We start from the raw sequence: 25,529 nt of genomic DNA, 5'->3' as shown, positions 1-25,529 counted from the left end.
GGTCACTTTCACTTCGTGAGTGGTGCCGTCGGCGGTTGCCACCGTGATGGTGCGCGTCACTGGAGCGCTATTGCTGTCCAGCGCCTGCACAACTCCGTGGTTGTTGTTCAGCTCGTAGGTCCAGTTCCCCTGGTCATCGATGCTGAAGGTACCGTAGTCGCCATCGGCCACTTTGGTCTGCTCAACGAACACCGCTTCGCCTGTGTCTGGATCTTCCACGTTCAGTTTGCCGCCTGTGCTCAGGGTGGCATCTTCTTGCACCGCGCCCGCGTCGGCACCGTCTTCGTTTGGAGTCACCACCGCTTTATCAGCTTCGGAACTAACCGTTACTTTTACTGTTGCACTATCGTTAGCCTGACCATCGGTCATGACATAATCGAAGTTAATGTCGCCGTTGAAGTTCTCCGCTGGCTCGAAGCTGATCGCGCCCTCTGCAGTCACTTTCACCACACCGTTAGCCACCGCGATAGTCTGGGCTTCGCCAGTCAGTTCAACATTGTTGATTGACTTGACCGATAGCTTGTCGCCATCGAGGTCAGTGTCGTTTTTCAGCAGGTCGAGTGCGACTGAGCCATCTTCAGCAACTGTGGCTGTATCTGCAACAGCGACAGGGCCGTCATTGACCGGCGTCACACCAACACTTACAGTTATCGTATCTGTGCCGCCGTTGCCGTCGCTGACCACCACGGTGAAGCTGTCGCTGCCGTTGTAGTCGGTATTCGGGGTGTAGGTCCAGGTGCCGTCGGTATTGACGGTGACACTGCCATTAGTGGGCTCGGTGCCTTTCGCGAAGCTCAGGGTATCGCCGTCGACATCGGTGGCTGTTAGCTGGCCGCTGACCGGGGTGTCTTCCTCGGTGGTGACGCTGACGTTATTCGCTTCAGGTTGAGTATTACTGTCACTGTCTGAGACAGAATCATCAATTACAGCGCTTTCTTCATCACGTTCTTCATCTAGCAATAGAGCGCCATCTTCTCTTACAGCAGAGGTTGAATAGTCTGCATTCGCTATTGTTTCTTCGGCCTGACGTTCTACTTCAACGAAATCGAACCCACCGGTGTTACTCGTTTGATTACCCGCTGCCGTTTCCGGAAGTGAAAGCGTCGGATCGTCACCGGATGCAATCAGGGATTGAATTGCTGCAATTTCGTCATTGAACAATGCTTCAGCTGAAGTATCGGGAACGGATTGTTCGTTACCGATATTGAGTACGGAACCATCTTGCTGAGCGATGGCAATCTCAGTGCCATTATCGAAAAGCAGAGTGGCCCCATCTGGGATCACATCATCAACGGTCAGAGGATGTCGGGCATTATTGAATTCAGCAACGGCACTTCCTTTTATAGCGGTAATACGTCCTGATTGTGTCGTGATATATGATTCCATAGCCTCGATCTCTACCCTGATATGTTATTGATGTTTTTATAGTTAGATGTTTTTGTTTTTATATTTGCGCGGTGAATTGAAATCCCGGTGATTACAACGAGCAAACAGCAAGATAATAACAATTATGTCAAATAATTGGAATGGAGATCTCGGTGCGCGTCTGATTTTTGACGTTTAGGTCATTAGTTATGGGTGATTGTTTTTTGGTCGTTTTTTGAGTGGAGAAGGCGGTGAAAATGGGTATTGTCACTGGGCTTGATTGTTTATCTGGTCGAAATCAGCGAGAATAGCCCTAATTGGGTTCATCCTTCTTTTTCTCTTTCTGTTGCTGTATGAGATTTGATCGTATCAACAGAGATCGGCTTTTACATATAAAGAATACTGTAATGTCACTAACTGAATTTCAAAGCGAAGTCTCTAAAAGACGAACTTTTGCTATCATTTCTCACCCGGATGCGGGTAAAACAACAATTACTGAAAAAGTATTGTTATTCGGAAACGCGATCCAGAAAGCCGGTACTGTAAAAGGTCGAGGCTCTAACCAGCACGCAAAATCAGACTGGATGGAAATGGAAAAAGAGCGTGGTATCTCGGTAACCACCTCGGTAATGCAGTTCCCGTACAATGATTGCCTGGTAAACCTGCTGGATACCCCGGGACACGAAGATTTCTCGGAAGATACTTATCGTACTCTGACTGCGGTCGATTCATGCCTGATGGTTATTGATGCGGCTAAAGGTGTCGAGGATCGTACCCGTAAGTTAATGGAAGTTACCCGTCTGCGTGATACGCCGATCGTTACCTTCATGAACAAACTAGACCGTGATATTCGTGATCCGATGGAGCTGCTTGATGAAGTTGAGAGCGAGCTGAACATTGCATGTGCACCAATATCATGGCCAATTGGATGCGGTAAAGAGTTCAAAGGTGTTTACCATATTCACCGTGATGAAGTGATTTTATACGCAACGGGTCAGGGTCACACTATTCAAGAGCAGCGTATTATTAAAGGATTGGATAATCCTGAGCTGAATGCTGCGGTAGGTGATTATTTAGCGGAACAAGTTCGTGAAGAATTAGAGCTGGTGCTTGGTGCATCACATGAATTTGATCGTGAATTGTTTCTCAGCGGTGAATTAACACCAGTATTCTTTGGTACCGCCCTGGGTAACTTCGGTGTTGACCATATGCTGGAGGGTTTGACTGAGTGGGCACCTACGCCATTACCTCGTCAGGCCAATGAGCGTGACGTCGAAGCGACAGAAGAGAAGTTCTCTGGTTTCGTATTTAAGATCCAGGCCAACATGGATCCTAAGCACCGTGACCGTATTGCGTTCATGCGAATTGTATCGGGTACTTATAACCAGGGCATGAAAATGAACCATGTCCGTATCGGTAAAAATGTGAGTATTTCTGATGCTGTAACCTTCATGGCCGGTGATCGTACTCGTGCTGATAAAGCGTATGCCGGTGATATTATCGGTCTGCATAACCACGGTACGATTCAGATTGGTGATACGTTTACCCAAGGTGAACAGCTCAAGTTTGCAGGTATTCCTAACTTCGCGCCAGAACTGTTCCGTCGTATCCGCCTTAAAGATCCACTGAAGCAAAAGCAGCTGCTTAAGGGCCTGGTTCAGCTTTCGGAAGAAGGCGCGGTACAGGTTTTCCGTCCGTTGCAGAACAATGACTTGATCGTTGGTGCGGTAGGTGTGCTTCAGTTTGATGTGGTTGTTGCTCGCCTGAAGGCAGAATATAACGTTGAAGCCATCTACGAAGGCGTAAACGTTGCGACTGCACGTTGGGTTGAATGTGATGATGCGAAGAAACTCGAAGAGTTTAAACGCAAAAGCCAGATGAACCTGGCATTGGATGGTGGCAACAACCTGAGTTATGTTGCGCCAACGATGGTGAACCTGAATCTGGCGAAAGAACGTTTTCCTGACATCGATTTCCGTGCAACACGTGAACACTAATAGTTAATAGTGAAAACGAATCAGCCGTCACATTTGTGGCGGTTTTTTTGTTTGTTAAAAGATGATTATTGCTATACCCAACCACCTCGAGATGCTGAATCTCGCATCTTGAGGTAGTTTGGGTGTATACTCCAGCGGTTGCATAACATGCCCAGCTAGTATTGTTTGGTGTGATTGGTATTAATTGTCAGGGAGTCGACGATGGACGTTGCGCAGAGCCGTGAAATATATTCCGGGGTAGGGGCTCCTTCACCATTAGGTACTTCCGTAAAAGAGACGGGAGTCAATTTCAGCTTGTATTCCAAAGATGCCACTCAAGTTACCCTGCACCTGTTTGCTGACCGTAATTCCGATAGTCCTTCCCTCTCATTTGTACTCAAGCCATCGATTCACAAGCGCGGCCATTACTGGTTTATCTTCATTACCAATATCGGTCATGGTCAGATTTATGGCTTTCAGGTTGATGGCCCGTGGTCACCTGAAAAAGGCCTGCGTTTTGATAAAGACAAAGTACTGATAGATCCATACAGCCACGCTATTTGCTTTAGTGATCATAACAACAGGCAGCGAGCTATCGAACCGGGCTCTAATATGGATGCCTGCATGAAAAGTATAGTCGTCGATCACCGGGTCTTTGACTGGCAGCAAAGCGAGTCTCCCCGCCATTCGCTGACTGATACCTTGATTTATGAAATGCATGTGGGGGGATTCACCCGGCATCTGTCTTCTGGCATAACGGAAGAACATCGAGGTACTTTCGCGGGCATTATCGATAAAATCCCCTATCTAAAATCCTTAGGGGTCACGGCCGTTGAGTTGATGCCGGTGCAGCAGTTTGATGTGTCTGATGCGCCGCAGGAGCAAGAGAACTACTGGGGTTACAGCCCGATTAATTTTTTTGCCGTGCATACCGATTACAGTGTTGGAAAACAACCGCTGAGTGCCATTAATGAATTTAAAGAGCTGGTCAGAGAGCTGCATAAGGCCGGTATTGAAGTCATACTTGATGTGGTGTTTAACCATACCGCAGAAGGGGGCGAGGGGGGGCCGACATTCTGTTTTAAAGGGTTACAGAATGGAGCCTATTACCTGATCAACCGGAAAGATGGTTCATACGCGAATTATAGTGGTTGCGGTAATACTTGTAATGCCAATCACAGTGTATTACGGCGGATGATCATTGATGCGCTGCATTATTGGGTGACCGAAATGCGCGTTGATGGTTTCCGTTTTGACCTCGCTTCAGTTCTGGCTCGTGACAGTCGGGGAGTACCGATGAAAGAGCCGCCGCTATTGTGGTCAATTGATTCCGATCCCATTTTAAGTGGAACTAAAATTATTGCGGAAGCCTGGGATGCGGCTGGTTTGTACCAGGTAGGTTCCTTTATCGGTGACCGCTGGAATGAATGGAACGGTAAATACCGAGATGATGTTCGGGCTTTCTGGCGGGGTGACAGTGGTAGTGTCACCCGCTTTTCATCCCGTATGCTGGGCTCGCCCGATATCTATGGCAGCCGCCATCATTCGTCCCATCGTTCTGTGAATTTTATCTGTGCCCATGATGGTTTTACCCTCAATGATTTAGTGAGCTACAACCAGAAACATAATCTGGCTAACGGAGAAAACAACCGGGACGGAGATAATCACAATGTGTCCTGTAATTATGGGGTTGAAGGGCCAACCGATTTTACTGAGATTGAGATCCTGCGCCATCGTCAGTGCAAAAACATGCTGGCAACACTGTTTCTATCGCTGGGTACGCCGATGATCAGCATGGGGGATGAAGTCCGGCGAACCCAGAAGGGTAATAACAATGCGTATTGTCAGAATAACGAGATAAGCTGGTTTGACTGGCGGTTAGTTGATAAGCATGCCGATTTGTTGCGGTTTGTAAAACTGCTCAGCCAATTCCGCCGTGCAAAGCCAACCATTGAGAGGAATATGCATTTGTCACTGAGCTCGGCATTGGAAAGTGTCGATATTTGCTGGCATGGCCTTAAGCCTCATCAACCAGACTGGTCAGAACATTCCCATTCGCTTGCTCTGACCGTCAACCATCCTATTACTAAAGATGAGATCTATGTGATTTGTAATGCGTATTGGGATCCGCTTGAATTCACATTGCCGGAGCGGGAGTTAACTGGCTGGCATGTACTGATTAATACGGCTGAAAGCAGCCCGCGAGATATTTATGCGATTGATGAAGTGCCTGCTTATCCTTATCAGACCATATTGGTAAAAGGCCGTACTATGGTGGTGATGATAGCGAAACTAATATAGGTCGATTAATCTTACAAGATGAGAAGGGGGGGGAAGAAAATGTGGAAATGGTTGAAACAAGGTGTGGTTAAATACGATCTCAACCACATGATAATAATTAATTTTTCATGCTAATAGATAGCCATTGTCATTTTGATTTCCCGCCATTCTCAGATGATCCTGCATATTATCTTGAGTTGGCTCGCCGTGCCGGAGTGGAGGTTATTGTGATCCCTTCGGTAGGGGAACGTAACTGGGCGCTTGTTGAGCAACTTAGCCTGCAGTATCCCAACCTCTATTATGCTTTGGGCCTGCATCCCTTTTTTAGCCACGAGCATAGTGATACCGCTATCTTTAATCTGGCTTCGCGATTAAGCACTGTCACTGAAGGTGATGAAAAGAAAAAATGCGTTGCTGTCGGTGAATGCGGACTAGACTTTGCCATTGCAGATGTTAATAAAGAACTGCAAATCGAACAGCTTAAAGAGCAGATCGTGTTAGCGAACCGCATGAGATTACCCGTAATTTTACACTGCCGAAAAGCTTTTACCGAGATGATGGTGGTTCTGAGGCAAAACCCGCCGATTTCTGGCGGCGTGTATCATGGTTTTAGCGGCAGCATTCAACAAGCCAAGCAACTTATTGATCTAGGTATCAAAATTGGAGTCGGTGGAACGATTACCTATGATCGGGCGAATAAAACACGCCATACTATAGCCGGTCTGCCATTGGCAGAGCTTATGCTGGAGACTGATGCTCCGGATATGCCCGTTGCCGGCTTTCAGGGTGAACCTAACCGGCCTGACAGGCTATGCAACATTTTGCGAGCTTTAACCGAAATACGAATGGAATCGGAGCGGCAGATAGAAGAGGTGACAACCTTAACTACAGCTGAACTTTTTCATATTGATTTGTGATCTGGTTCTCATTATCTGAACGGTTGCGCTAAACGGTTGCGCGAGTTGTCCGGGTGATCGTGATCTTGCTCACGATTAGCGCTAAACTCTCATCTCCTTTCCTTGGAAAGTGTGATGTTCGCATTACTTTATCTGTCTCCGCATGAGTATAATTCGCTGGACTCTTAATGAGCCAAATTGTCGAGACGCCAAACTTAACTACTAAAAGGGAAGCCATAAACTATGAACGTGTTTATGAGCCTGGTTGGGATCGTAGTACTGCTAAGCCTAGCAGTTCTGCTATCAGATAACCGTAAAGCTATTAATTTACGTACTGTTGGTGGTGCATTTGCCATCCAATTTTTATTAGGTGCATTTGTTCTTTATGTACCTGTAGGCCGCGATGTGCTTTATGGCGCGTCTCAAGCTGTTGCCAATGTAATTGGTTACGGTAATGACGGTATTAACTTCCTATTTGGCGGTTTGACGTCAGATAAGATGTTTGAAGTATTCGGTGGCGGCGGTTTCGTATTCGCCCTGCGCGTACTACCTGTTATCGTATTCTTCTCTGCATTGATCAGTGTGCTTTACTACCTGGGCATTATGCAGATTGTCATCAATGGTCTTGGTGGTGGTCTACAAAAATTACTGGGCACTTCTCGTGCGGAATCCATGTCTGCGACAGCTAACATTTTCGTTGGTCAAACGGAAGCTCCACTGCTTATCCGTCCGTTCGTACCAAAAATGACTCAATCTGAGTTGTTCGCAGTAATGTGTGGTGGCCTTGCTTCTGTTGCCGGTGGTGTACTAGCGGGTTATGCTTCTATGGGCGTGCCTCTGGAATACCTAATCGCAGCATCATTCATGGCTGCACCTGGTGGTCTGCTGTTTGCTAAGATCATCAAACCTGAAACTGAAACGCCAATCGAGCAACTAGCTGGTGGTGATGAAGACGACGCTGACAAACCAGCGAACGTTATCGACGCAGCTGCTGCCGGTGCGTCTTCTGGTATGCAACTGGCACTGAACGTTGGTGCAATGCTACTAGCCTTCATCGGCCTGATTGCGCTAGTGAACGGTATCATGGGTGGTATTGGTGGTTGGTTCGGTATGCCTGAACTGACACTGGAACTGATCCTTGGTTATGTTTTCTCTCCACTTGCATTCCTAATCGGTGTGCCATGGGAAGAAGCAACCATCGCAGGTTCTTTCATCGGTCAGAAACTGATTGTGAACGAATTTGTTGCTTACCTGAACTTTGCCCCTTACCTAGCTGAAGGCGCTGAAGTTGTTCTGTCTGATAAGACTAAGGCAATTATCTCATTCGCATTGTGTGGCTTTGCTAACCTGTCTTCAGTAGCAATCCTACTGGGTGGTCTGGGTGGTTTGGCGCCAAGCCGTCGTCACGACATCGCTCGCTTCGGCATGAAAGCGGTAGCAGCAGGTACATTATCTAACCTAATGTCTGCAACGATTGCTGGTCTATTCGTGACTATCAACGCGCTGTAATTACTGACTCGTTCAGTAAGAGCAACAATATAAAACGCCACAGCTTAGCTGTGGCGTTTTTTTTTTGAGCTGGATTTTAGTAGAGCTTTTTTCAACAGATTTCGTAATAACGCAGGGTGGAAGGTGTTATTTAACTCATAAAATCGATTGCGCTCCGCTTTCTGCAATTTTCTTTTGCTAGCATCATTCCATTGATTCAAGCGGCACCTCTTGGACTGCAAGCTACACTCATAAATATGAACTGAAAGACAGAGTGATAGGTTTATGAGTGAAGTATTACTGGCAATCTTAGCGGGATTTATCGTCGGTGTGTTGTTTTCGGCGATCAAATTACCCATCCCTGCTCCTCCGGTATTGCCGGGAGTGATGGGAATTGTAGGTGTCTATGCCGGTGGGGTGGCTTATCATTGGATTCTTGAGAAAATTATGACTGGTTAACAGGCTTTAAATTATTACTTATTAGTACCTTAATGCCTGTTATGAATGTAAACATATTGTCCACGTACGGAAACACGACTTTGGTGGTGACACTCATCAGACATTGCTATTATTGGTGAGCGCCATCATAAACTGACAATTGCTGTTTCAGTATTCCCCCATCGTGATGGGACTGCTGTCACGATTTTACTGGACAGCACAAACTAGCAAGGCGCTCTTTCTCCGGTCTCTGTGTTAAGAGCTGAGAGTTCTGAGCGTCTCGCGCGGTGAAAAGGATATCAATCAGGTAATGCAATCTCGCGTTGTTTACCTGAGTCTTCAAGGAACCAAGTCCGCTCATCTAACTGTTCGCTGTAGGCGGGCCGTTTGGCGGTTTGGAAAAAAGACTTATCGTCGAGCGTATGGAACAGTTTCTATAAGCTTGGTAGAAAATAACTGGACTGGAGATAGTCATGAGCGATTTAAAAGCTGCTGCACTACGTGCACTTAAATTAATGGATCTTACAACTCTGAACGATGACGACACTGATGCAAAAGTGATCGAACTGTGTAAGAACGCTAAAACAGCCGTAGGTAACACCGCAGCAGTATGTATCTACCCACGTTTTATTCCTGTTGCTAAGAAGCAACTGCGTGAGCAGGGTACACCTGAAGTCCGTATTGCAACGGTTACAAACTTCCCTCACGGTAACGACGATATTGCAATTGCAGTCGCTGAAACTAAAGCGGCTGTCGCTTACGGTGCAGACGAAGTTGATGTTGTTTTCCCTTACCGCGCCCTGATGGCGGGTAACGAAGAAGTTGGCTTTGAACTGGTTAAGCAGTGTAAAGCAGCATGTGGCGATATTCTGCTAAAAGTTATCATCGAAACGGGTGAGCTTAAAACAGCAGAACTAATCAAGAAAGCCTCTGAAATCTGTATTAAAGCAGGTGCTGACTTTATCAAAACGTCTACAGGTAAAGTGCCAGTTAACGCAACTCCAGAAGCTGCTGAAATCATGCTAACTGTGATTAAAGACATGGGCGTTGAGAAAACCGTTGGTTTTAAACCAGCTGGTGGCGTTCGTACAGCTGAAGATGCACAAGCATTCCTTGCTATGGCAGACCGCATTCATGGCGGTGACTGGGCCGACAACATGCACTACCGTTTTGGTGCATCCAGCCTGCTGGCTAACCTGCTGAACACACTAGGTGAAGGCGAAAAAGCGGCTGAAGGCGGCTACTAAGTCTGAATCCATAAGGTGGCATCGTTGCCACCTTATTTAGTTTTACCTGCAACTATTCATTGTTCCTGCCATTACGCAATAGCTTGTGTGGACTCGTGCATCTCGATGATGACGAAATATGGGAAATAACTGATATTTCTCATTCAAAAACAATCGAATAGTTATCTATCCTACGAATAACACCAGATTGGGAAATATCATGTATTTACCACAAGAAATTATTAGAAAAAAGCGCGACAACATTGTTCTAACTGCTGATGAAATTAACTTCTTCATTCAGGGTATTGCGAAAGAGACTGTTTCTGAAGGCCAGATTGCAGCATTTGCAATGGCAATTTATTTTAATGATATGACCATGGATGAGCGTGTAGCACTGACCTGTGCAATGCGAGATTCAGGCATGGTGATTGACTGGGACCACATGAACTTTGATGGCCCAATTGTCGATAAACACTCTACCGGTGGTGTAGGTGATGTGACCTCTCTGATGCTTGGCCCTATGGTGGCGGCATGCGGCGGTTATGTACCGATGATCTCAGGTCGTGGCCTGGGTCACACTGGCGGTACACTTGATAAACTGGAATCAATTCCAGGCTATAACATTACCCCTTCAAATGAAGTGTTTGGTCAGGTGACCAAAGATGCGGGTGTTGCAATCATTGGTCAGACGGGCGATTTAGCGCCGGCTGACAAGCGTGTATACGCAACGCGTGATGTTACAGCGACTGTTGATAATATTTCTCTTATTACAGCCTCAATTCTGTCGAAAAAATTAGCGGCAGGCCTGGGCTCGCTAGTGATGGATGTGAAAGTCGGTTCTGGCGCGTTTATGCCAACCTATGAAACATCTGAAGAATTAGCAAAATCTATTGTTGCCGTAGCAAACGGCGCCGGTACTAAGACGACGGCACTGCTGACGGATATGAACCAGGTATTGGCTTCGACTGCTGGTAATGCACTGGAAGTGCGTGAAGCCGTTCAATTTATGACCGGTGAGTACCGTAATCCTCGCTTATTTGAAGTGACCATGGCACTGTGTGCCGAAATGCTGGTAAACAGTGGCTTGGCTACTGATGTGGAGCAGGCGCGAGAGAAACTGCAGGCGGTACTGGATAACGGTAAAGCGGCAGAGTGCTTCGGTAAAATGGTTGCAGGTCTTGGTGGCCCGGTAGACTTCGTGGAAAACTACGACAACTACCTGGAAAAAGCTGAAATCGCGAAGCCTGTGTTTGCTGAGACCACTGGTTTTGCTTACTCAATGGATACTCGTGGTCTGGGTATGGCGGTTGTTGGCATGGGCGGTGGTCGCCGTGTTGCTAGCGACACTATCGACTACGCTGTAGGTCTAAGCGATATGATCCGCCTGGGCGATGCAGTGAATGCTGATACCCCTCTGGCCGTGATCCACGCTCGAACTGAAGCACAATGGGAAGAAACGGCTAAGGCAGTTCGTAGCAACATTACAATTGCTGACCAGAAGCCAGAGCCTACCCCTGAGGTTTACCGTCGCGTTCGCCCAGAAGATGTTTAATGGAGTCAAAATGAAACGTTCAATTATCCTTGTGCTCGATTCTTTCGGTATCGGTGCGACAGAAGATGCCGTTGATTTCGGCGATGTGGGTTCAAACACCATGGGTCATATTGCACAAGCTTGTGCACGTGGCGAAGCTGACAACGGTGAGCGTAGTGGTCCCCTTCACCTACCTAACTTAAACAAATTAGGTTTGGGTAAAGCGGGTGAAGAATCTTCGGGTTACTTCCCTGAAGGCCTGGATGCCAATGCTGAAATCACCGGCGCTTATGGCCACGCGAAAGAGCTGTCTTCTGGTAAAGACACCCCGTCGGGTCACTGGGAAATGGCTGGTGTACCGGTATTGTTTGAATGGGGCTACTTTACAGAGCACACAAACAGCTTCCCGCAAGCGCTGCTAGACAGCATCGTTAAGCGTGCGAATCTTCCGGGTTACCTTGGTAACTGCCATGCCTCGGGTACTCAGGTTCTGGATGACTTGGGTGAAGAACACATGCAGACCGGCAAACCTATCTTCTATACTTCTGCAGATTCTGTATTCCAGATTGCCTGCCATGAAGAGACGTATGGTTTGGACAACCTGATGACGCTTTGCCAAATCGTTCGCGAAGAACTTGAAGAGTACAATATCGGTCGTGTTATCTCCCGTCCGTTCATCGGTGCAGGCAAAGGCCAGTTCGAGCGTACAGGTAACCGTCGTGATCTTTCTGTTGAGCCACCTGCAACAACATTGTTGCAGAAGCTGGTCGACGAGAAAGGCGGTGACGTTATTGCTATCGGTAAGATTTCTGATATCTACGCTGACTGCGGTATCTCGAAAAAAGTAAAAGCAACAGGTATCCCTGCACTGTTTGATGCAACACTAGAGCAAATCAAACAGGCGGGTAACAATAGCTTGGTATTCACCAACTTTGTTGATTTTGACTCAGCATATGGCCACCGTCGTGACGTTGCCGGTTATGCGGCTGCGTTGGAGTATTTTGACAAGCGACTACCTGAAATTCTTGAATTGCTACAAGAAGACGATGTGCTAATTCTTACTGCAGACCACGGTTGTGATCCAACGTGGGAAGGTACTGATCACACGCGCGAGCACATCCCTGTATTGGTAACGGGTCCTAAAATTAAGGCCGGTTCATTAGGTCGTCGTGAAACATTTGCAGATATCGGTCAGAGCCTTGCTGAATACTTCGGTACTTCTGATATGGAATATGGTAAGTCTTTCTTATAAAACAGTTTAGCTAAATAAGGAAACAATTATGGCAACTCCACATATTAATGCTGAAATGGGTGATTTCGCTGACGTCGTTCTGATGCCGGGTGATCCGTTACGTGCAAAATACATTGCAGAAACGTTCTTAGAAGATATTAAAGAAGTCTGTAACGTACGTAGCATGCTTGGTTTTACCGGTACTTATAAAGGCCGTAAAATCTCAGTGATGGGCCATGGTATGGGTATCCCGTCTTGCTCTATCTATGCGACTGAACTGATCAAAGACTTCGGTGTGAAGAAGATCATTCGTGTTGGTAGCTGTGGCGCTGTACGTGATGATGTGAATCTGCGTGATGTAGTGATCGGCATGGGTGCCTCTACGGACTCTAAAGTAAACCGTATCCGTTTTGGCGACCACGATTTTGCAGCACTGGCTGATTACGGCATGGTGCAAAACGCAGTAGAAGCGGCGAAAGCAAAAGGTATCGACGTTAAAGTTGGTAACATCTTCTCAGCAGATCTGTTCTACAACCCAGATTTTGATTTCTTCCAAACAATGAAGAAGTACGGCATCGTGGGTGTTGAGATGGAAGCGGCGGGTATTTACGGTTTAGCAGCTGAGTTCGGTGCTAAAGCACTGACTATCTGTACGGTTTCAGACCACATTTTACGTGGTGAAGCGACAACGTCTGAAGAGCGTCAGCTAACGTTCAACGACATGATGGAAATCGCACTGGAATCTGTTCTGCTGGGCGACGCTGAATAAGCGTTATCGACAGTAACACCAGATCTAAAAAAGACGACCATGCGGTCGTCTTTTTTTATGTCTTGGTGTTGAGTATCGAGATACGAGTTACTAGATACGAGTTACTAGATACGAGTTACTCTCTACTCGAATCTAGTCACTTACCCTAATCCTTCGCATTTGCCGTTAGTAAGAATGGGAAATGCCAGATATCTTTGCGGCGACCAAAGGTATAAGCCAGTAAGAAGCCAATAAATAACGCTGCCAGTACTAAGCCTCTGACGATATTGGTCATATCTTCGAGCTGGCTATTGGCATTTTCAACGAGCTTGCCATGTTCCAGAGTAATACGAATAAATCCAATGACATGTTTATCCGATAAGATAGGCTCGACAATTTGCTGGCGACCGAAACTGGCGACCGATAATGGCGTCGCTAGGCCTGTCACCTGCTCCAAAGGCATCGCGTCTTCAGTTTTCGCTAAAGTGATCCCTTCCAGGTTATAGATACTGGCATCAAGGATCAGCGACTCTTGAGAGATCTGCTGCACCAGAACCTGAAGTTTGTCCTGATTATTTTCTAATACGTCTTTTTCTGCCGTCTCTGCAGCTTGGCGCACTACCATACGTGATAACGACTGGGTTTGCTCACTCAGCATCTGGTAGTTACGGATATTGAGTTCTGAGCCATATTCCAGCATGGTAATCAAACCACCTATACAGATGATTAAGACAAAAAGTTGCCATGCGCGCTGTAATCGTGTCTTCTTGAGTTTCATCATAACCAACATAAATCAGCAATTAGCCTTGTAGAACAAGGATAGAATACCTTATATCTCCAAACCACCTAAAGATGCAGAGTTCAGCTCTGAATCTCGATCCTTGAGGAGGTTTGGGTATATTCTACACGGCAAAAAATAAACGATTGCCATATTGGGGCTTGCCCTGACAAATTGCAATAGGGTACTTTGATGGTAGAAGTAAAGAGTTGCGTGGGGGTAAAAGCTGGAAACATCAATTATTACACCCAGGCCGCTTTTGAATTAAATGGATAGCATGAACATGGATGCGCAAAGAGTGCTTACAGTAAAAAAACATTCCTCATTACAGCAACGTTTTCCTGAAACGGTTGCAAGCTCTAATATCGATAAGAAGCATGCCAGTTGGCTGTTATACGGTCGTAATATAACTCGTCAGCATATTGAAGAGATGAGTCAGCAGGCGGGTGAAGAACTCAGTGTTGTTGCAGCATGGAAAGTCGGATCTTATGACGCGTTATTGATCCTCAACGAGCTGTCTGATGATTTAGCCGCCGCCGTGATCCAGCAGCAACTTGATTTTGCCCGAACTTCTGAGCTACCGGATCTTTCTGAACCGGGTTTGGTTGTAATGGATATGGACTCGACCGCCATTTCGATTGAATGTATTGACGAAATTGCGACGCTCGCGGGTGTCGGCGAGCAGGTTGCAGCGGTGACTGAGCGTGCTATGCAAGGTGAATTAGATTTTGAACAGAGCCTGCGCCAACGTGTCGCGGCCCTGAAGGGAGCCGACGAGTCCATTTTAGAATCGGTGCGTTCAACCTTGCCATTGATGCCGGAACTGCGAGAGCTGGTGGCGACATTGCATCAGTATGGCTGGAAAGTGGCCATTGCCTCCGGTGGCTTTACCTATTTTTCAGATTATCTGGAAGATGAACTGGATTTGGTGCATACCCAGTCAAACACCTTGGGAATTGTCGATGGCAAGCTGACTGGGCAGGTCGTGGGTGATGTTGTTGATGCACAGGTGAAAGCAGATATTCTGCGTGAGCTGGCTGAACAATACGATATACCACTGCATAATACGGTTGCCGTCGGTGATGGGGCGAATGATTTGGTGATGCTGGCGGCGGCGGGATTAGGTATTGCTTATCATGCCAAGCCGAAAGTGGATGCTGCAGCACCGACAGCTATTCGCCATGCTGATCTTGGTGGGGTGATGTGTATTCTGTCAGCATCCCTGTTACCACAAGGTATAAGCTGGTAGATACTATTTTTTTATCCGGATTAATAAGAAAAAGAGCAGTAAGGCTCTTTTTTCTTTTCAGTCCAATTCAGGCAGTACGTGGTGAGCAGGGGAAATCGTGTTATCTGACTCAACGGCACCCTGCTGATATTTACGTTTTAGCAACTCTTTATGGTTTTGCTGCAGGGCTTGTAAAAGGGATTCCTCTTTTAGTGGTTTAGTCAGCACTGCGTTAGCACCGGCAGCAATAAAATCATCGTGGGTCTGTTGAAATGCATCAGCAGTAAAGGCAAAAATAACGGTTTTTCGATTTAAGTCATTGCGGATCAGTTTAGTGGCTTCAATACCATCCATCACTGGCATATGGTTATCCATGAGGATCAGGTCAAAGTCTTGTTTTTTGACCAGCTCTACGGCCTGTTGTCCGTTTTGAACGCATTGCACATGATGGCCTTGCTTTTCACAAAAAGTCTTCGCGACCAGAGCATTAATTTTATTATCTTCAACGACTAAAATATCGAGCCCTTCAATCTTTACCGTGTACAGGTTATCGCCCGGCTCAGGCTGTACTGCCGGATGCGATTTGTCCAAGGCTAACTGCACCTCAAAAACGGTTCCCGTGCCAATAGTACTTTCTACGGATATCTCTCCGTCCATAAGTTCAACCAGTTTCTTCACAATGGACAAGCCTAACCCGGAGCCTCCATATCCCCGTGTGGTCGAATTTTCTGCCTGAACAAAGGGTTCAAATAATTTGTCGATCCTCTCTTTTCGAACACCGATCCCGGTATCGGAAACAATTAGCCGCAGGTTGACTATTTGGTCATTTTCACCAGTGAGTTCGAGTGTTAATTTTACCGTGCCTGAGTGAGTAAACTTCACCGCATTACTCAGCAAGTTAAACAGGATCTGACGAATTCTGGCATCATCAGCGAACAGGTGAAGTGGTGTGTCAACTGTGTTGCAAACCTCAAGGGTTAACCCTTTCTGATGACACAAAGACTGATAAATAACAGAAATTGAGCGGATGATATCGTCTAGCTGAAAATCAACTTTATTTAACTCCAGCTTACCCTGTTCAATTTTTGAAAAATCAAGAATATCACTAAGTAATGTCAGTAAGTGGTTACCACTCTCATAGAGCACTTTCATCTGTTGTTGCTGTTCATGGTCGGTCAGCGTTTTCTGGATGATTTGTGCCATCCCCAAAATACCATTGAGCGGGGTGCGTATTTCATGGCTCATGGTGGCCAAAAAGGCAGATTTTGCCCGGTTTGCCTCTTCAGCGGCCAGGCGAGCATTATGACTGTCTTCCTCGGCCTGTTTTATCACAGTGATATCAAGCCCTTGGGCGATAACAGCAGTCGTCTTACCGTTGACTATTACCGGTGCCATATTCCATGCAAATGAACGGCCTTGCCTTGTACTGAGAACAATATCCTCAACAATATTGCCGGCAACAGCTTGCTGTAAATACACAGCGGCATCGCGTTCAAACTGTTCAAAATAATTTAGAGAATGGGACTTCTTAATATGAAAACCAAGGCATTTCTTTGCTGCCGGATTTATGTGTTGAAGCGTTAAATCGGTATCCCAAACAAGAATGGGGGAAAACGCAAAGCTGAACAAATCATATAATGAACGCTCTTTCTCGCTAAGCTGAACCAGGGTTTTCTCAAAGGCTTTGCCTATACGGTTAAATTCGCTGATATTGCCAATATTATAAGGCTGGAGATTGTGCCGCATGGTGGCATTTCGCGCATAATTAACCAGTTGATTTAGCGGGGCTAACGTACTTCGACGGAAAAAATAAACAACCGAAATTGCCAGAATGATGATCAGGGCAGCCCCAATCATTGCACTTTGTAAATATTGGGATTTCAGCGTAACGATATTGTTGTTACTGTGCAGGATGACAAAGGAAAGCCCACTTATATTCTCTTTAAGCTGAACCGGGATTTTATGCAAATAATCGCTTTCTGACGTTTCCGGAGCAGATTGGGTAATATAACGGTACATGGTTAAATAGTCCGGGTCATCCGACCTGATCGATGACGCTAAAACCTGCCCGTTATAAGTGATCATCAGTGCTTTGCTGCCACTGGCCTGCCGCATCTTTTGCACCAACGTAGCGTTGTCATTCAGTACCACGGCCACGTACAGTGCTGCCGCAACTTTGCCCGATTCAGGCAAAATAACAGGTGCCTTACGAAGGAGGATCTGGTTCTCACCCAATACGGTTGTAACAGAACGAAGGTGCCAGCCGTTTTCCGGCAGGCGCTCTGCAATCAGTCGGTTTAATTCAGGTACACCTAGGCCGAGAGAAAGGCTGTTGCTGTCATTCCAGATCACCGTGTGATCCATGGCTATAAATCGAAAGTCAGGGCTACTTTCAGGGGTATTTTCATCAAGCCCTGAAAAGTAACTGTCTAACTCACTGGCATCTTGTTTTTCAAGGCGCTGGTGAATAGCTAACTCAACAACACTGGTATCCTGGCCATAACGTAGCGCGCCAAGCTGAAAGCCCAATACCGCGTGTAACAAGTGATCAATTTGCTCGAAATGGTGCTGGGTTTCCCGTTTTACTGCCTGGTACCCAGACTGAAAATTTAGCACCATAAGAGCAAGGAAGACGACGGAGAAGCTAGCCAGCAACAGTCTTAAGATAATATGCGAGAGAGGTTTTTCTTGGTGTTTTGCCATCATAATCACCTGACTTCGTTATTGGTCGGAATAACGAAAAGCACGGTGTTTTAAGGTATTGAGTCGCCCTTTGCTGATCCCTTTGGTGACCAGCACCAGCTCACCGGAATAAACCAGTGGTACAGGTCTGCTTTGCTGATCAAGCTTAATAGCCTCAGCCATAGCGACACCGGTATCATCGTTCATTCGCATGACGGTTACATCTAAGTCAGCATTTTCAATAGCTTCAAGTTCAGCAGAGCCGCCGCCCCAGCCGTTAACCCGTACCTTATTTTGCAGTCCCAGCTGTTTTATCGCGTCAACGGCACCAAGGGCAACATCGGTTGAACAAGCATAAAAAAAGTCTAAATTCGGGTATTCACGTAATGTCGACAGGGCGGCCTGATAGGCTGACTCACGGTTCGCTTTGGTGTAGTACGAGGTTTTAAGTTTAATGGCTTCGGCGCTTTGCATGGCATCAATAAAGGTGTCGCCCCGTGCAGCACTTACGTAGCCCTTGGAAAAATACAACATGCCATAATCAGCGCTTCGGGGGAACGCGGCTTTGTAGTAATCCGCTAACATCCAGCTGCCTGTTGCATGATCAAAGCCGACATAAAAAAAAGGCTGTTTATCCTGCCACGCCTTTAAGGGCGTCGTGATATTTTGCAGGATAATTTTAGGTCGCCCCTTACTGACAACACGCTCGATAAATTTTTTATGGCGCAGGGTATCTAGGGTAAAAATCAGATAATCGGGATCGGACTTTAACGCCTCAAACAAATTCCGGCTTTGTTCTCTCGGCTCTAATGATGGCTTGGTAAAAAACGGCTCCAGTTGGTAAGGAATGGCAAGCTCTGTCATCCTGGACTCAAATGCCAATATATTCCTGCGCCAATAATCGGACACTTGCTCAGCAGGGAAGACAATAGCTACTTTTAATGGCTGCTTAGCTCGAAATATTGTCGGGTGTGCTGGTAGCTGAACTTGAGCAGAAAATGCTATGGACAATGGTATTTGCTCGGGATGGGTGGTTAGGTACTCGCTTAATCCCCAATAATCATGCAGGGGGTCAGCAGCCGGTACGAGGCTTGAAAAAAAGCCAATGACGAGCACAAAATTGAGTTTGATCAGCAAGTTGTCCATAACTAACAGTTCATCCTTAATCCATATTGGTGTGCTGGGAAATTAGACATGCACATCAAAAAAAATAGACTATTTCAGCGAAAATGTCCGATTTATTAGAGATCTAACTGCTGCAGAATGGAAAAATGTTAAGGCGGATGATGAAGGTCACCTTTTGGATGGTCTCTGTTATATCCAAATCACTTCAAGATACAATGCTCATGCATCTTGAAGGAGTTTGGGGATATTAGGGCCTGTTTATCTTTCAGCATAATTGCTGCTGGAGACTATTTTTTCAGCTAACAAGACGGAAGATATGCCATGTAGTTGCCCTACTTAAATATCTGACAACGCAGTTAGATGGAAAAATAGCCCCAGCCCTTCGGGTAAAGGCTAAAAAAGCTTCATACTGCGTTACTCAGAGCTCATTTAGAGTAACTAAACCTCTCTCTTCGTGCCTTGTCTGAAGACTTTTTTAGTCTTTACAGCTGCAATGTTGAAAGATAAACAGGCCCTTGTATTAGTTAATTTCGAGCCTGACTAAGACTTCATCGGTAATATTAAATATCTCGCCACAGCCAATTAACGAGGTGAATTCCATTTCCAGTGCGCGGGCACGGTGCATGGTAAGGCGAGCTAACTGACCGAGTTCTTCACGGATCAATGCCGTCATTGGATTTAAGACCGGCACCGCGGTTACACGAATAGCGATAAACTCCCCGTGTCGTCGCGCTTTTTTGATAAAGCCAATGCGTTGCTCGGCATCATCAAACTCATCTAATAGTTTACTTTCGATATGTTGAATAGTGTCGCCCTGGCGCTGTACCCAAAGATACAACTCATGGATAAATGGTTGGCGAATTTCAACCGGGCGCATGGTTTCAGCCAGCATCCGATTTACCCGATTTTTAAAGACAGGATGCAGTGTGAAATGATTTCCGCCGGCTAGTTGGTTGAACAACTTTGGTAACGTAGGTAATGGGAAATTACTGCCAATCGCCTTGATAGTGACTTTATGCTCTCGCTTTTCGGCAAAATAAGGCACGCAGTTCAAACGTGTTAACAGCATTTGATGCATCGCCAGCAGGAGCTCCCCTGTAGGCAAGTTCTCTTGTGCTAACTTCAGCTTAGCTTCGTTGTGCTTGATCAGACGGCGCAAAAAATGCTCGCCCTTTAGTGCCTCTTCTCCGCTACCTGTCATTAGCTGAATACTACGGCAATCAGGGCTAACCCGGACGATGCGATAAGGCATATTTCCCAATGGAGCGTTTTTATCAAGCTTTTGTAACTGAGTGAATTTAACTGTGACTTTATCGTCTTTTTTGGTCTGAAATGGTTCAGCCAGAGTCAGGTGCAGCCCTCTACTGGAAAAGTCGACAGTCACTCCGGCGACAGTTCCCATTTTAGGATGGTGAAGCTCGACAGGAGTCTGATAGATAAACCGGGATTCGCTTCGTTGCGGTTTCGGATCGAAGAAAATGCCTTTGGCCTGACAGATTGGATTTCGCTGATGTCGGAATTGCCCCAAGGTTTTTGCCGGTAGCTTAGGTTTGGCAGTCAAGCGGTAGTCATGCTGGGCCTGGCTATTGGTTAAGTCTTGCAATACGCCAATATGTGTCAGATCTTGAAACTGTTCAACCCTGTCTTCTGCGATATCATGAAGGCGTTTGAGATCTTCGGTTTTTAACGGATACACCGTTAAACGGGTAACTCGCCAGCTCTTGCGTGAGGCACCCATCTGCCAAAATAGCTGACGCTGCTCCTGACTCATTTCCGGTAGCGCTGCGGAATAAAAGAAGGTTTTCTGCTCATGTTCAAGATTAAAGCTGTAGATCAGGGTACTGCATTGCTTGAGTCCGGTTTTGCCCAGGCTCGCCATACGTTCTTTTGACAGCAAATGATTGAGTACGGGCTGATTACGTTCGTCGTGCCAGTCTTTCCATATATTGTGGTTCTGCTCTGTGAGCAGGCAGTACTTCAGTTCAGTACCGGAAAAAAACAGCGGCATGCTGGAAGTATGCTTCAGAAAGCAATGTTCATAGCCTTTGGTGCGGGCCTGGATGATTTTATCTTCGTGATTATTTCGGGTGCGATTGTTGGTTGTTTTTTGGCTGCGATCAATGGCTTCTCTTATCGCAAGATTGTCATCTAATGCGATCAGCCGCAGCCATTTAAAGCTATCGTTGTCTTTGTTGCTATCGATACCTAAAATTCGGTATTCCGTTCCTTTATTCAGGCGGGAATCGTTGTATTCTTCAGCCAGTAAAGGGAAACGCGCAATGATTGTCTGACCTAAATTGTACTTAAATGCTGACGGTACTTTGAATTTAGCGCCAGAATAAGAGAGATCAGATGTCACGCCATGAACGCTCTGACCGAGTGGCAGACTCAGATTTACCTGAGTGGCAATTTGCAGACGATTTTCCTCGCGGGTCAGGTAATGGCCAAAGCGAATGAGCGTGGCATCAAATTGGGTATCGCGTGCCGACTGTTGAGGATTTTGCGGGTTAAGCTTTCCTTGCTGGTGGAGTACTCGAAAATTATTACGGGTATTGGTTAAGGCTTCATACAGGCCAGTACGATATCTCCCGCCATAGACTTTAATACGCCTGTGATAGGTATTTATGGCAACGTCATCAAGCCAGTGGGTGAGGCCATGCAAATCGTATGGGCGGCATTCCCCCTTTACTCGTCCGCGAAGATCAATAATCTTCTGGCACGGAGCCATTATGCGATTAAGTTCAAACTTGATTTTCAGGCGAGTTGGCCCGGTTTCGTCCAGAGTCAACAACTGGAAGACTTCATTAAAATCTTCACTGTCATAAACGGGAAGAAGTTGTTCGATTAGTCCGTTATAGTCATCCATCAATATGCTTTTTTCTGATACATTACCCCGTGGTTTATTATCTGCATTTTGCAGCAAAACTTTAGTGTGTATTGGGTTTAATCTGCTAAAAACGATGTTTAAATATTCTTTTTGAAAATAGTGCGTGGTTGATCGATAAATTAGGATGCAAGATGGCAAAAACAAAGCGCGCTTATGTGTGTAGTGAGTGTGGCGCAGATTTTCCCCGTTGGCAGGGGCAGTGCAGTGCTTGTGCTGCCTGGAATACAATTACAGAGTTTACGGTTCCGAAAACTAAAGCCGGAGTAGGTGCCGCAAGTGTAACCAGCAGTTATGCTGGTGCCGCGACGAAAATTCAAAAACTGTCTGAAATTGAAAACAAAGATATGCCTCGTTTTAGTTCGGGGATCGGTGAGTTCGATCGCGTCTTAGGCGGCGGAATTGTACCGGGATCGGTACTATTGCTATGTGGTGATCCGGGTGCCGGTAAATCAACCTTATTACTACAGAGTATTGGCGCTGTTGCAGCAGGAAAATCGGCTCTGTATGTATCAGGTGAAGAGTCTGTTCATCAAATTTCACAACGTGCCAAGCGTCTTGGAACACCAAACCTCGATAAAATCAGTGTGGTTGCTGAAACCTCGGTGGAGCAGGTGTTAAATCACGTTGTTCAGCAAAAAGTAGAGTTTGTCATTATTGACTCTATTCAGACAATGACAGTGGCACACTCCGATTCGGCAGCCGGCAGCCCAAGCCAGGTAAAAGAATCGGCGGCGGCGTTAACACGTTTTGCTAAAACCGAAGGGGTAACCTTCGTGATTGTCGGCCACATTAATAAAGACTCGAATGTGGCCGGACCCATGCAGCTGATCCACATTGTGGATGGTTTGTTTGCCTTATCGTCAACCTCTGATGAGAAGTTCAGGGTATTGCGTACCTCCAAGAACCGATTTGGTGCAGATTCGGAATCTTGTTTTTTTGCCATGACAGAACACGGCATGAAACAGGTGAAAAACCCATCGGCAATATTCCTTAGCCGTTCGAATAAAAATCACGCCGGATCAGCCTGTACGACCTTGTGGGAAGGAACCAGACCGTTGCTGGTGGAAATCCAAGCGCTGTGTAATAACTCGGTGACAGAGAATCCGCGTCGGTTATCCGTTGGTTATGATACCAACCGTTTGGCGATGTCGATTGCGGTGCTGGCCCGCCATGGCGGGGTAATGCTGTCAGACATGGATATTTTCGTTAACTGTGTGGGCGGTATTAAGATTGAGGAGACCTCTGCCGATCTGGCCGTGCTACTTTCAATTTATTCGAGCTTTAAGAATGCACCGATCCCGCAAGATGTTTTAGTCTTTGGTGAAATCGGCCTGAATGCGGATATTCGTCCGGCAGCAAATGGGATAGAGCGGATCCGTGAAGCGGCTAAACAAGGTTTTACCCGGGTGATTGTGCCGAAAGCAAATGCCAGTCGCAAGATGAACGGTGTCGAGGTTATTCCGGTCGAAGACTTGCAGGAAGCCCTGGAGGCATTTGAGCGTGTTGCTCTGTAACAAGCATCTGTAAATTATTGTGATTGAAATTAACCCAAACAAAAAAGCGAGAGCATCGGCTCTCGCTTTTTTATTGTCGTCCGGCTTGTTGGAATTGGTATAATCCTACAGCTTCTGCTTATCGGTTGATATCGTCTGAGTACTGGCTGTCTTTATGGGGGAGAGCCGTTCTGGAACATGGGTTAACTGCACCTGCATAGAGACAACGTTACTGATCATCTCAAGCAGTGCTGCCCATTGAACAGTTTTTTCTTTTTCAAACAACGAGTCAAAATTTTCGGGCGTCCAGGTCACAAATGATCGCGGATTAAGGGCGCGGCCTAAAAAACGAATTTCATAATGTAAATGCGGACCGGTTGATAGCCCGGTGTTGCCAGACATGCCAAGTAAATCCCCTTTACGTACAAACTGGCCTCTTTTGATTTTGAATTTACTCATGTGCGAATAAGTGGTCGCAAAGCCTAATGAGTGGTTGAGCTTAATGAAGTTACCCGAGCCTTTATTACTTGGCCTGACGGCTTCAACGACCCCGTCAGCAGGGGCATAAATAGGTGTGCCTGTGTTGGCCGCAAAATCGAGCCCTCGATGACGTTTTCTTTTTCCGGTTACGGGGTGTATCCGGGTGCCAAAGCCTGATGACATCCGAATACTCGGGGTCGGGCTGCCATTAGGGATCAGGCGAAATAACGTCCCTCTTACCGCAGAGCTGATTGCGGCACTGTCGATGCGCTGTTCTAAGGTCACATCTTCGCCGTTTTCATTTTGTAGCCCTAAGATGGTTTCAACATCATCAATACGCTGGGCCAGCAGTGCCAGGGCTGCTTTTTTATCTTCCAGTTGCTGAATCAGCGCCTGGTTGGTTGCGCTCTCTTCAGACAGCGATTCCGTGAGTTGTTCTGTTTCTACATTCAGCTGATTTAGCTGGGAGGATGAAAAAATAGTTTGCTGGTAAAGTGCGTAAATGCTGTAACTGCCACCGATTAAAATAGCGGATAGTGTGAAAAGAAAAAGGGCAATATAGCGTTTTTTATAGTGGTTGATCAGATAATGGGATGTTCCTCGGTGATCTGATACCGAGATGCAAAGACTGTTGGACATGATGATTGGTTAACTTCTACTGCTTGTTAAGGTGATTTTCTAAATCTGTCAGTTGTTCCAGTTCGCGATGTAATAGTTCATCAGTTCCGACGTTTAGTTCGACAAGGCGTTTTAAGTGGCTGGCACTGTCAATATCAAGGTGGCGTATTTTCATCCGCAAATAATCGCTACAATAACTGACCAACTGAGTTTCCATCGTCAGTTCAATGTCGCATTCATGTAAGCAAAAGTTGACCGTGTACTGGGGATCGGCGCTGGGCTGCCAGTCAGGCGGGCAGGTAAGCAATATCCCTTTTAATGATAAATCACGGACACCAGTTTGCCATTCACCTTCTGCCTGACGCAACGTAGCGGGTGATTGGTAGAGGATGCGTATGAATTGACGACGTTCAGTCATAGTGATCTTATTTTAATGATTATCGTATAAGTGTACGTATAAACGAGGTTTTTCTCTAGTGATAGGATCACAAAACCATATATACCCAAGTAACCTCAAGATGCTCGTTTCAGCGAGAATTTATTGGCTTCTAGGTAAGGCGCTGATTTGAAGACATAGTGGTTCTACGTCAAAAATCAGCAACGCAGCATAGAAGTCAATAAAACTCGCCCTTTGGGAGTGAGTCAGCGAGTCCACTTCTGCGTCAAATGAGCTTGAAAGGGACAACCATTCCTGTGCTCATTTTCCTTGAATTGAACTCGCTGAGCTCACTCTGAATCCTGCATCTTGAGGTCACTTGGGTATAACCCTGTATTTTGTCAAACAGGTTTTTATTGAATTTGGCGTGAGATCAGGTGTGAACAAAAAAAGGGCTGCATTGGCATAATGCCGATCAGTTAAGGATCAGTTGAACGATCCTATGAGGCTGACATAATCCGGAATCAGTTAATGATTCCGGATTTTTTTATGCAACTTTCAGATGCTCTTGCCTCCGTTTCCCTTAACAGCCGTACTGACTTTCAAAGTCTTGCTGATGTTCTCGATCCTGCTCTTATCGAACAAGGCTTGAATCAAGCTGGAGTTGCGACTATTCGTAGACG

18 protein-coding genes are annotated in these 25,529 nt (G+C 46.2%); 11 read left to right on the top strand and 7 right to left on the bottom strand.

The annotated features are described in order from the left end of the window. Positions 1–1,386: retention module-containing protein (locus L4D76_RS26560; RefSeq protein WP_428443864.1), on the bottom strand; the 1,386-nt coding region annotated here is incomplete at its 3' end. A gap of 386 nt (positions 1,387–1,772) precedes the next feature. Between L4D76_RS26560 and prfC the strand changes: the two genes are divergently transcribed. From prfC to deoD, 9 genes are all read left to right on the top strand, one after another. After that, positions 1,773–3,362 (top strand): peptide chain release factor 3, encoded by a 1,590-nt coding sequence (gene prfC, locus L4D76_RS26555; RefSeq protein ID WP_428443863.1) that lies wholly within the window; start codon positions 1,773–1,775, stop codon positions 3,360–3,362. Positions 3,363–3,563: 201 nt separating this feature from the next. Further along, entirely contained in the window at positions 3,564–5,642 is a 2,079-nt protein-coding gene (glgX, locus tag L4D76_RS26550; RefSeq protein WP_428443862.1) for a glycogen debranching protein GlgX, read from the top strand. A 107-nt stretch (positions 5,643–5,749) separates the two neighbouring features. Further along, positions 5,750–6,538, top strand: a complete 789-nt coding sequence (locus tag L4D76_RS26545) for a TatD family hydrolase (RefSeq protein ID WP_428443861.1) — start codon at positions 5,750–5,752, stop codon at positions 6,536–6,538. A gap of 222 nt (positions 6,539–6,760) precedes the next feature. Next, positions 6,761–8,026: a NupC/NupG family nucleoside CNT transporter gene (locus L4D76_RS26540; protein WP_428443860.1), complete on the top strand. Its 1,266-nt coding sequence runs from the start codon at positions 6,761–6,763 to the stop codon at positions 8,024–8,026. Positions 8,027–8,290: 264 nt separating this feature from the next. Continuing rightward, entirely contained in the window at positions 8,291–8,464 is a 174-nt protein-coding gene (locus L4D76_RS26535; RefSeq protein ID WP_428443859.1) for a XapX domain-containing protein, read from the top strand. 452 nt (positions 8,465–8,916) lie between these two features. Beyond that, positions 8,917–9,690, top strand: a complete 774-nt coding sequence (gene deoC / locus L4D76_RS26530; RefSeq protein WP_428443858.1) for a deoxyribose-phosphate aldolase — start codon at positions 8,917–8,919, stop codon at positions 9,688–9,690. 199 nt (positions 9,691–9,889) lie between these two features. Continuing rightward, positions 9,890–11,221 (top strand): thymidine phosphorylase, encoded by a 1,332-nt coding sequence (deoA, locus tag L4D76_RS26525; protein WP_428443857.1) that lies wholly within the window; start codon positions 9,890–9,892, stop codon positions 11,219–11,221. 10 nt (positions 11,222–11,231) lie between these two features. After that, positions 11,232–12,452, top strand: coding sequence for a phosphopentomutase (locus tag L4D76_RS26520; RefSeq protein ID WP_428443856.1), 1,221 nt, complete (start codon positions 11,232–11,234; stop codon positions 12,450–12,452). A 28-nt stretch (positions 12,453–12,480) separates the two neighbouring features. Then, complete coding sequence (gene deoD, locus L4D76_RS26515) at positions 12,481–13,200, top strand: purine-nucleoside phosphorylase (protein ID WP_107284892.1); 720 nt, start codon at positions 12,481–12,483, stop codon at positions 13,198–13,200. A gap of 145 nt (positions 13,201–13,345) precedes the next feature. Here the strand turns inward: deoD and L4D76_RS26510 are convergent, their stop codons facing one another. After that, positions 13,346–13,960, bottom strand: a complete 615-nt coding sequence (locus tag L4D76_RS26510; RefSeq protein ID WP_428443855.1) for a YtjB family periplasmic protein — start codon at positions 13,958–13,960, stop codon at positions 13,346–13,348. 280 nt (positions 13,961–14,240) lie between these two features. Between L4D76_RS26510 and serB the strand changes: the two genes are divergently transcribed. Next, on the top strand, positions 14,241–15,206 hold the full coding sequence (gene serB / locus L4D76_RS26505; RefSeq protein WP_428443854.1) for a phosphoserine phosphatase: 966 nt from the start codon (positions 14,241–14,243) through the stop codon (positions 15,204–15,206). Between the two features lie 57 nt (positions 15,207–15,263). On the opposite strand, the gene L4D76_RS26500 is transcribed toward serB, so the two are convergent. The 3 genes from L4D76_RS26500 to L4D76_RS26490 form a co-directional block, all read right to left on the bottom strand. Continuing rightward, on the bottom strand, positions 15,264–17,888 hold the full coding sequence (locus tag L4D76_RS26500; protein ID WP_428443853.1) for a LuxQ periplasmic sensor domain-containing protein: 2,625 nt from the start codon (positions 17,886–17,888) through the stop codon (positions 15,264–15,266). Between the two features lie 18 nt (positions 17,889–17,906). Next, positions 17,907–19,013, bottom strand: coding sequence for a substrate-binding domain-containing protein (locus tag L4D76_RS26495; protein ID WP_428443852.1), 1,107 nt, complete (start codon positions 19,011–19,013; stop codon positions 17,907–17,909). Between the two features lie 499 nt (positions 19,014–19,512). Next, positions 19,513–21,858: a PilZ domain-containing protein gene (locus tag L4D76_RS26490; protein WP_428443851.1), complete on the bottom strand. Its 2,346-nt coding sequence runs from the start codon at positions 21,856–21,858 to the stop codon at positions 19,513–19,515. 152 nt (positions 21,859–22,010) lie between these two features. On the opposite strand from L4D76_RS26490, the gene radA reads away from it, so the two are divergent. Beyond that, the gene (gene radA / locus L4D76_RS26485; RefSeq protein WP_428443850.1) at positions 22,011–23,393 is read left to right on the top strand and encodes a DNA repair protein RadA; all 1,383 of its coding nucleotides are present in this window, start codon (positions 22,011–22,013) and stop codon (positions 23,391–23,393) included. A gap of 105 nt (positions 23,394–23,498) precedes the next feature. Here radA and L4D76_RS26480 read toward each other — a convergent pair whose 3' ends face one another. Both L4D76_RS26480 and L4D76_RS26475 read right to left on the bottom strand, forming a co-directional pair. After that, positions 23,499–24,491 (bottom strand): peptidoglycan DD-metalloendopeptidase family protein, encoded by a 993-nt coding sequence (locus L4D76_RS26480; RefSeq protein ID WP_428443849.1) that lies wholly within the window; start codon positions 24,489–24,491, stop codon positions 23,499–23,501. A gap of 16 nt (positions 24,492–24,507) precedes the next feature. After that, positions 24,508–24,888 (bottom strand): PilZ domain-containing protein, encoded by a 381-nt coding sequence (locus L4D76_RS26475; protein ID WP_428443848.1) that lies wholly within the window; start codon positions 24,886–24,888, stop codon positions 24,508–24,510. Positions 24,889–25,529 lie beyond the last annotated feature (641 nt).

Origin of the sequence: Photobacterium sagamiensis (genome assembly GCF_050337085.1) — a bacterium.
In the GTDB taxonomy this organism is placed as follows: domain Bacteria; phylum Pseudomonadota; class Gammaproteobacteria; order Enterobacterales; family Vibrionaceae; genus Photobacterium; species Photobacterium sagamiensis.
The sequence above is the reverse complement of the archived record's forward strand: the minus strand, read 5'-3'. Positions and strand labels throughout refer to the sequence as shown.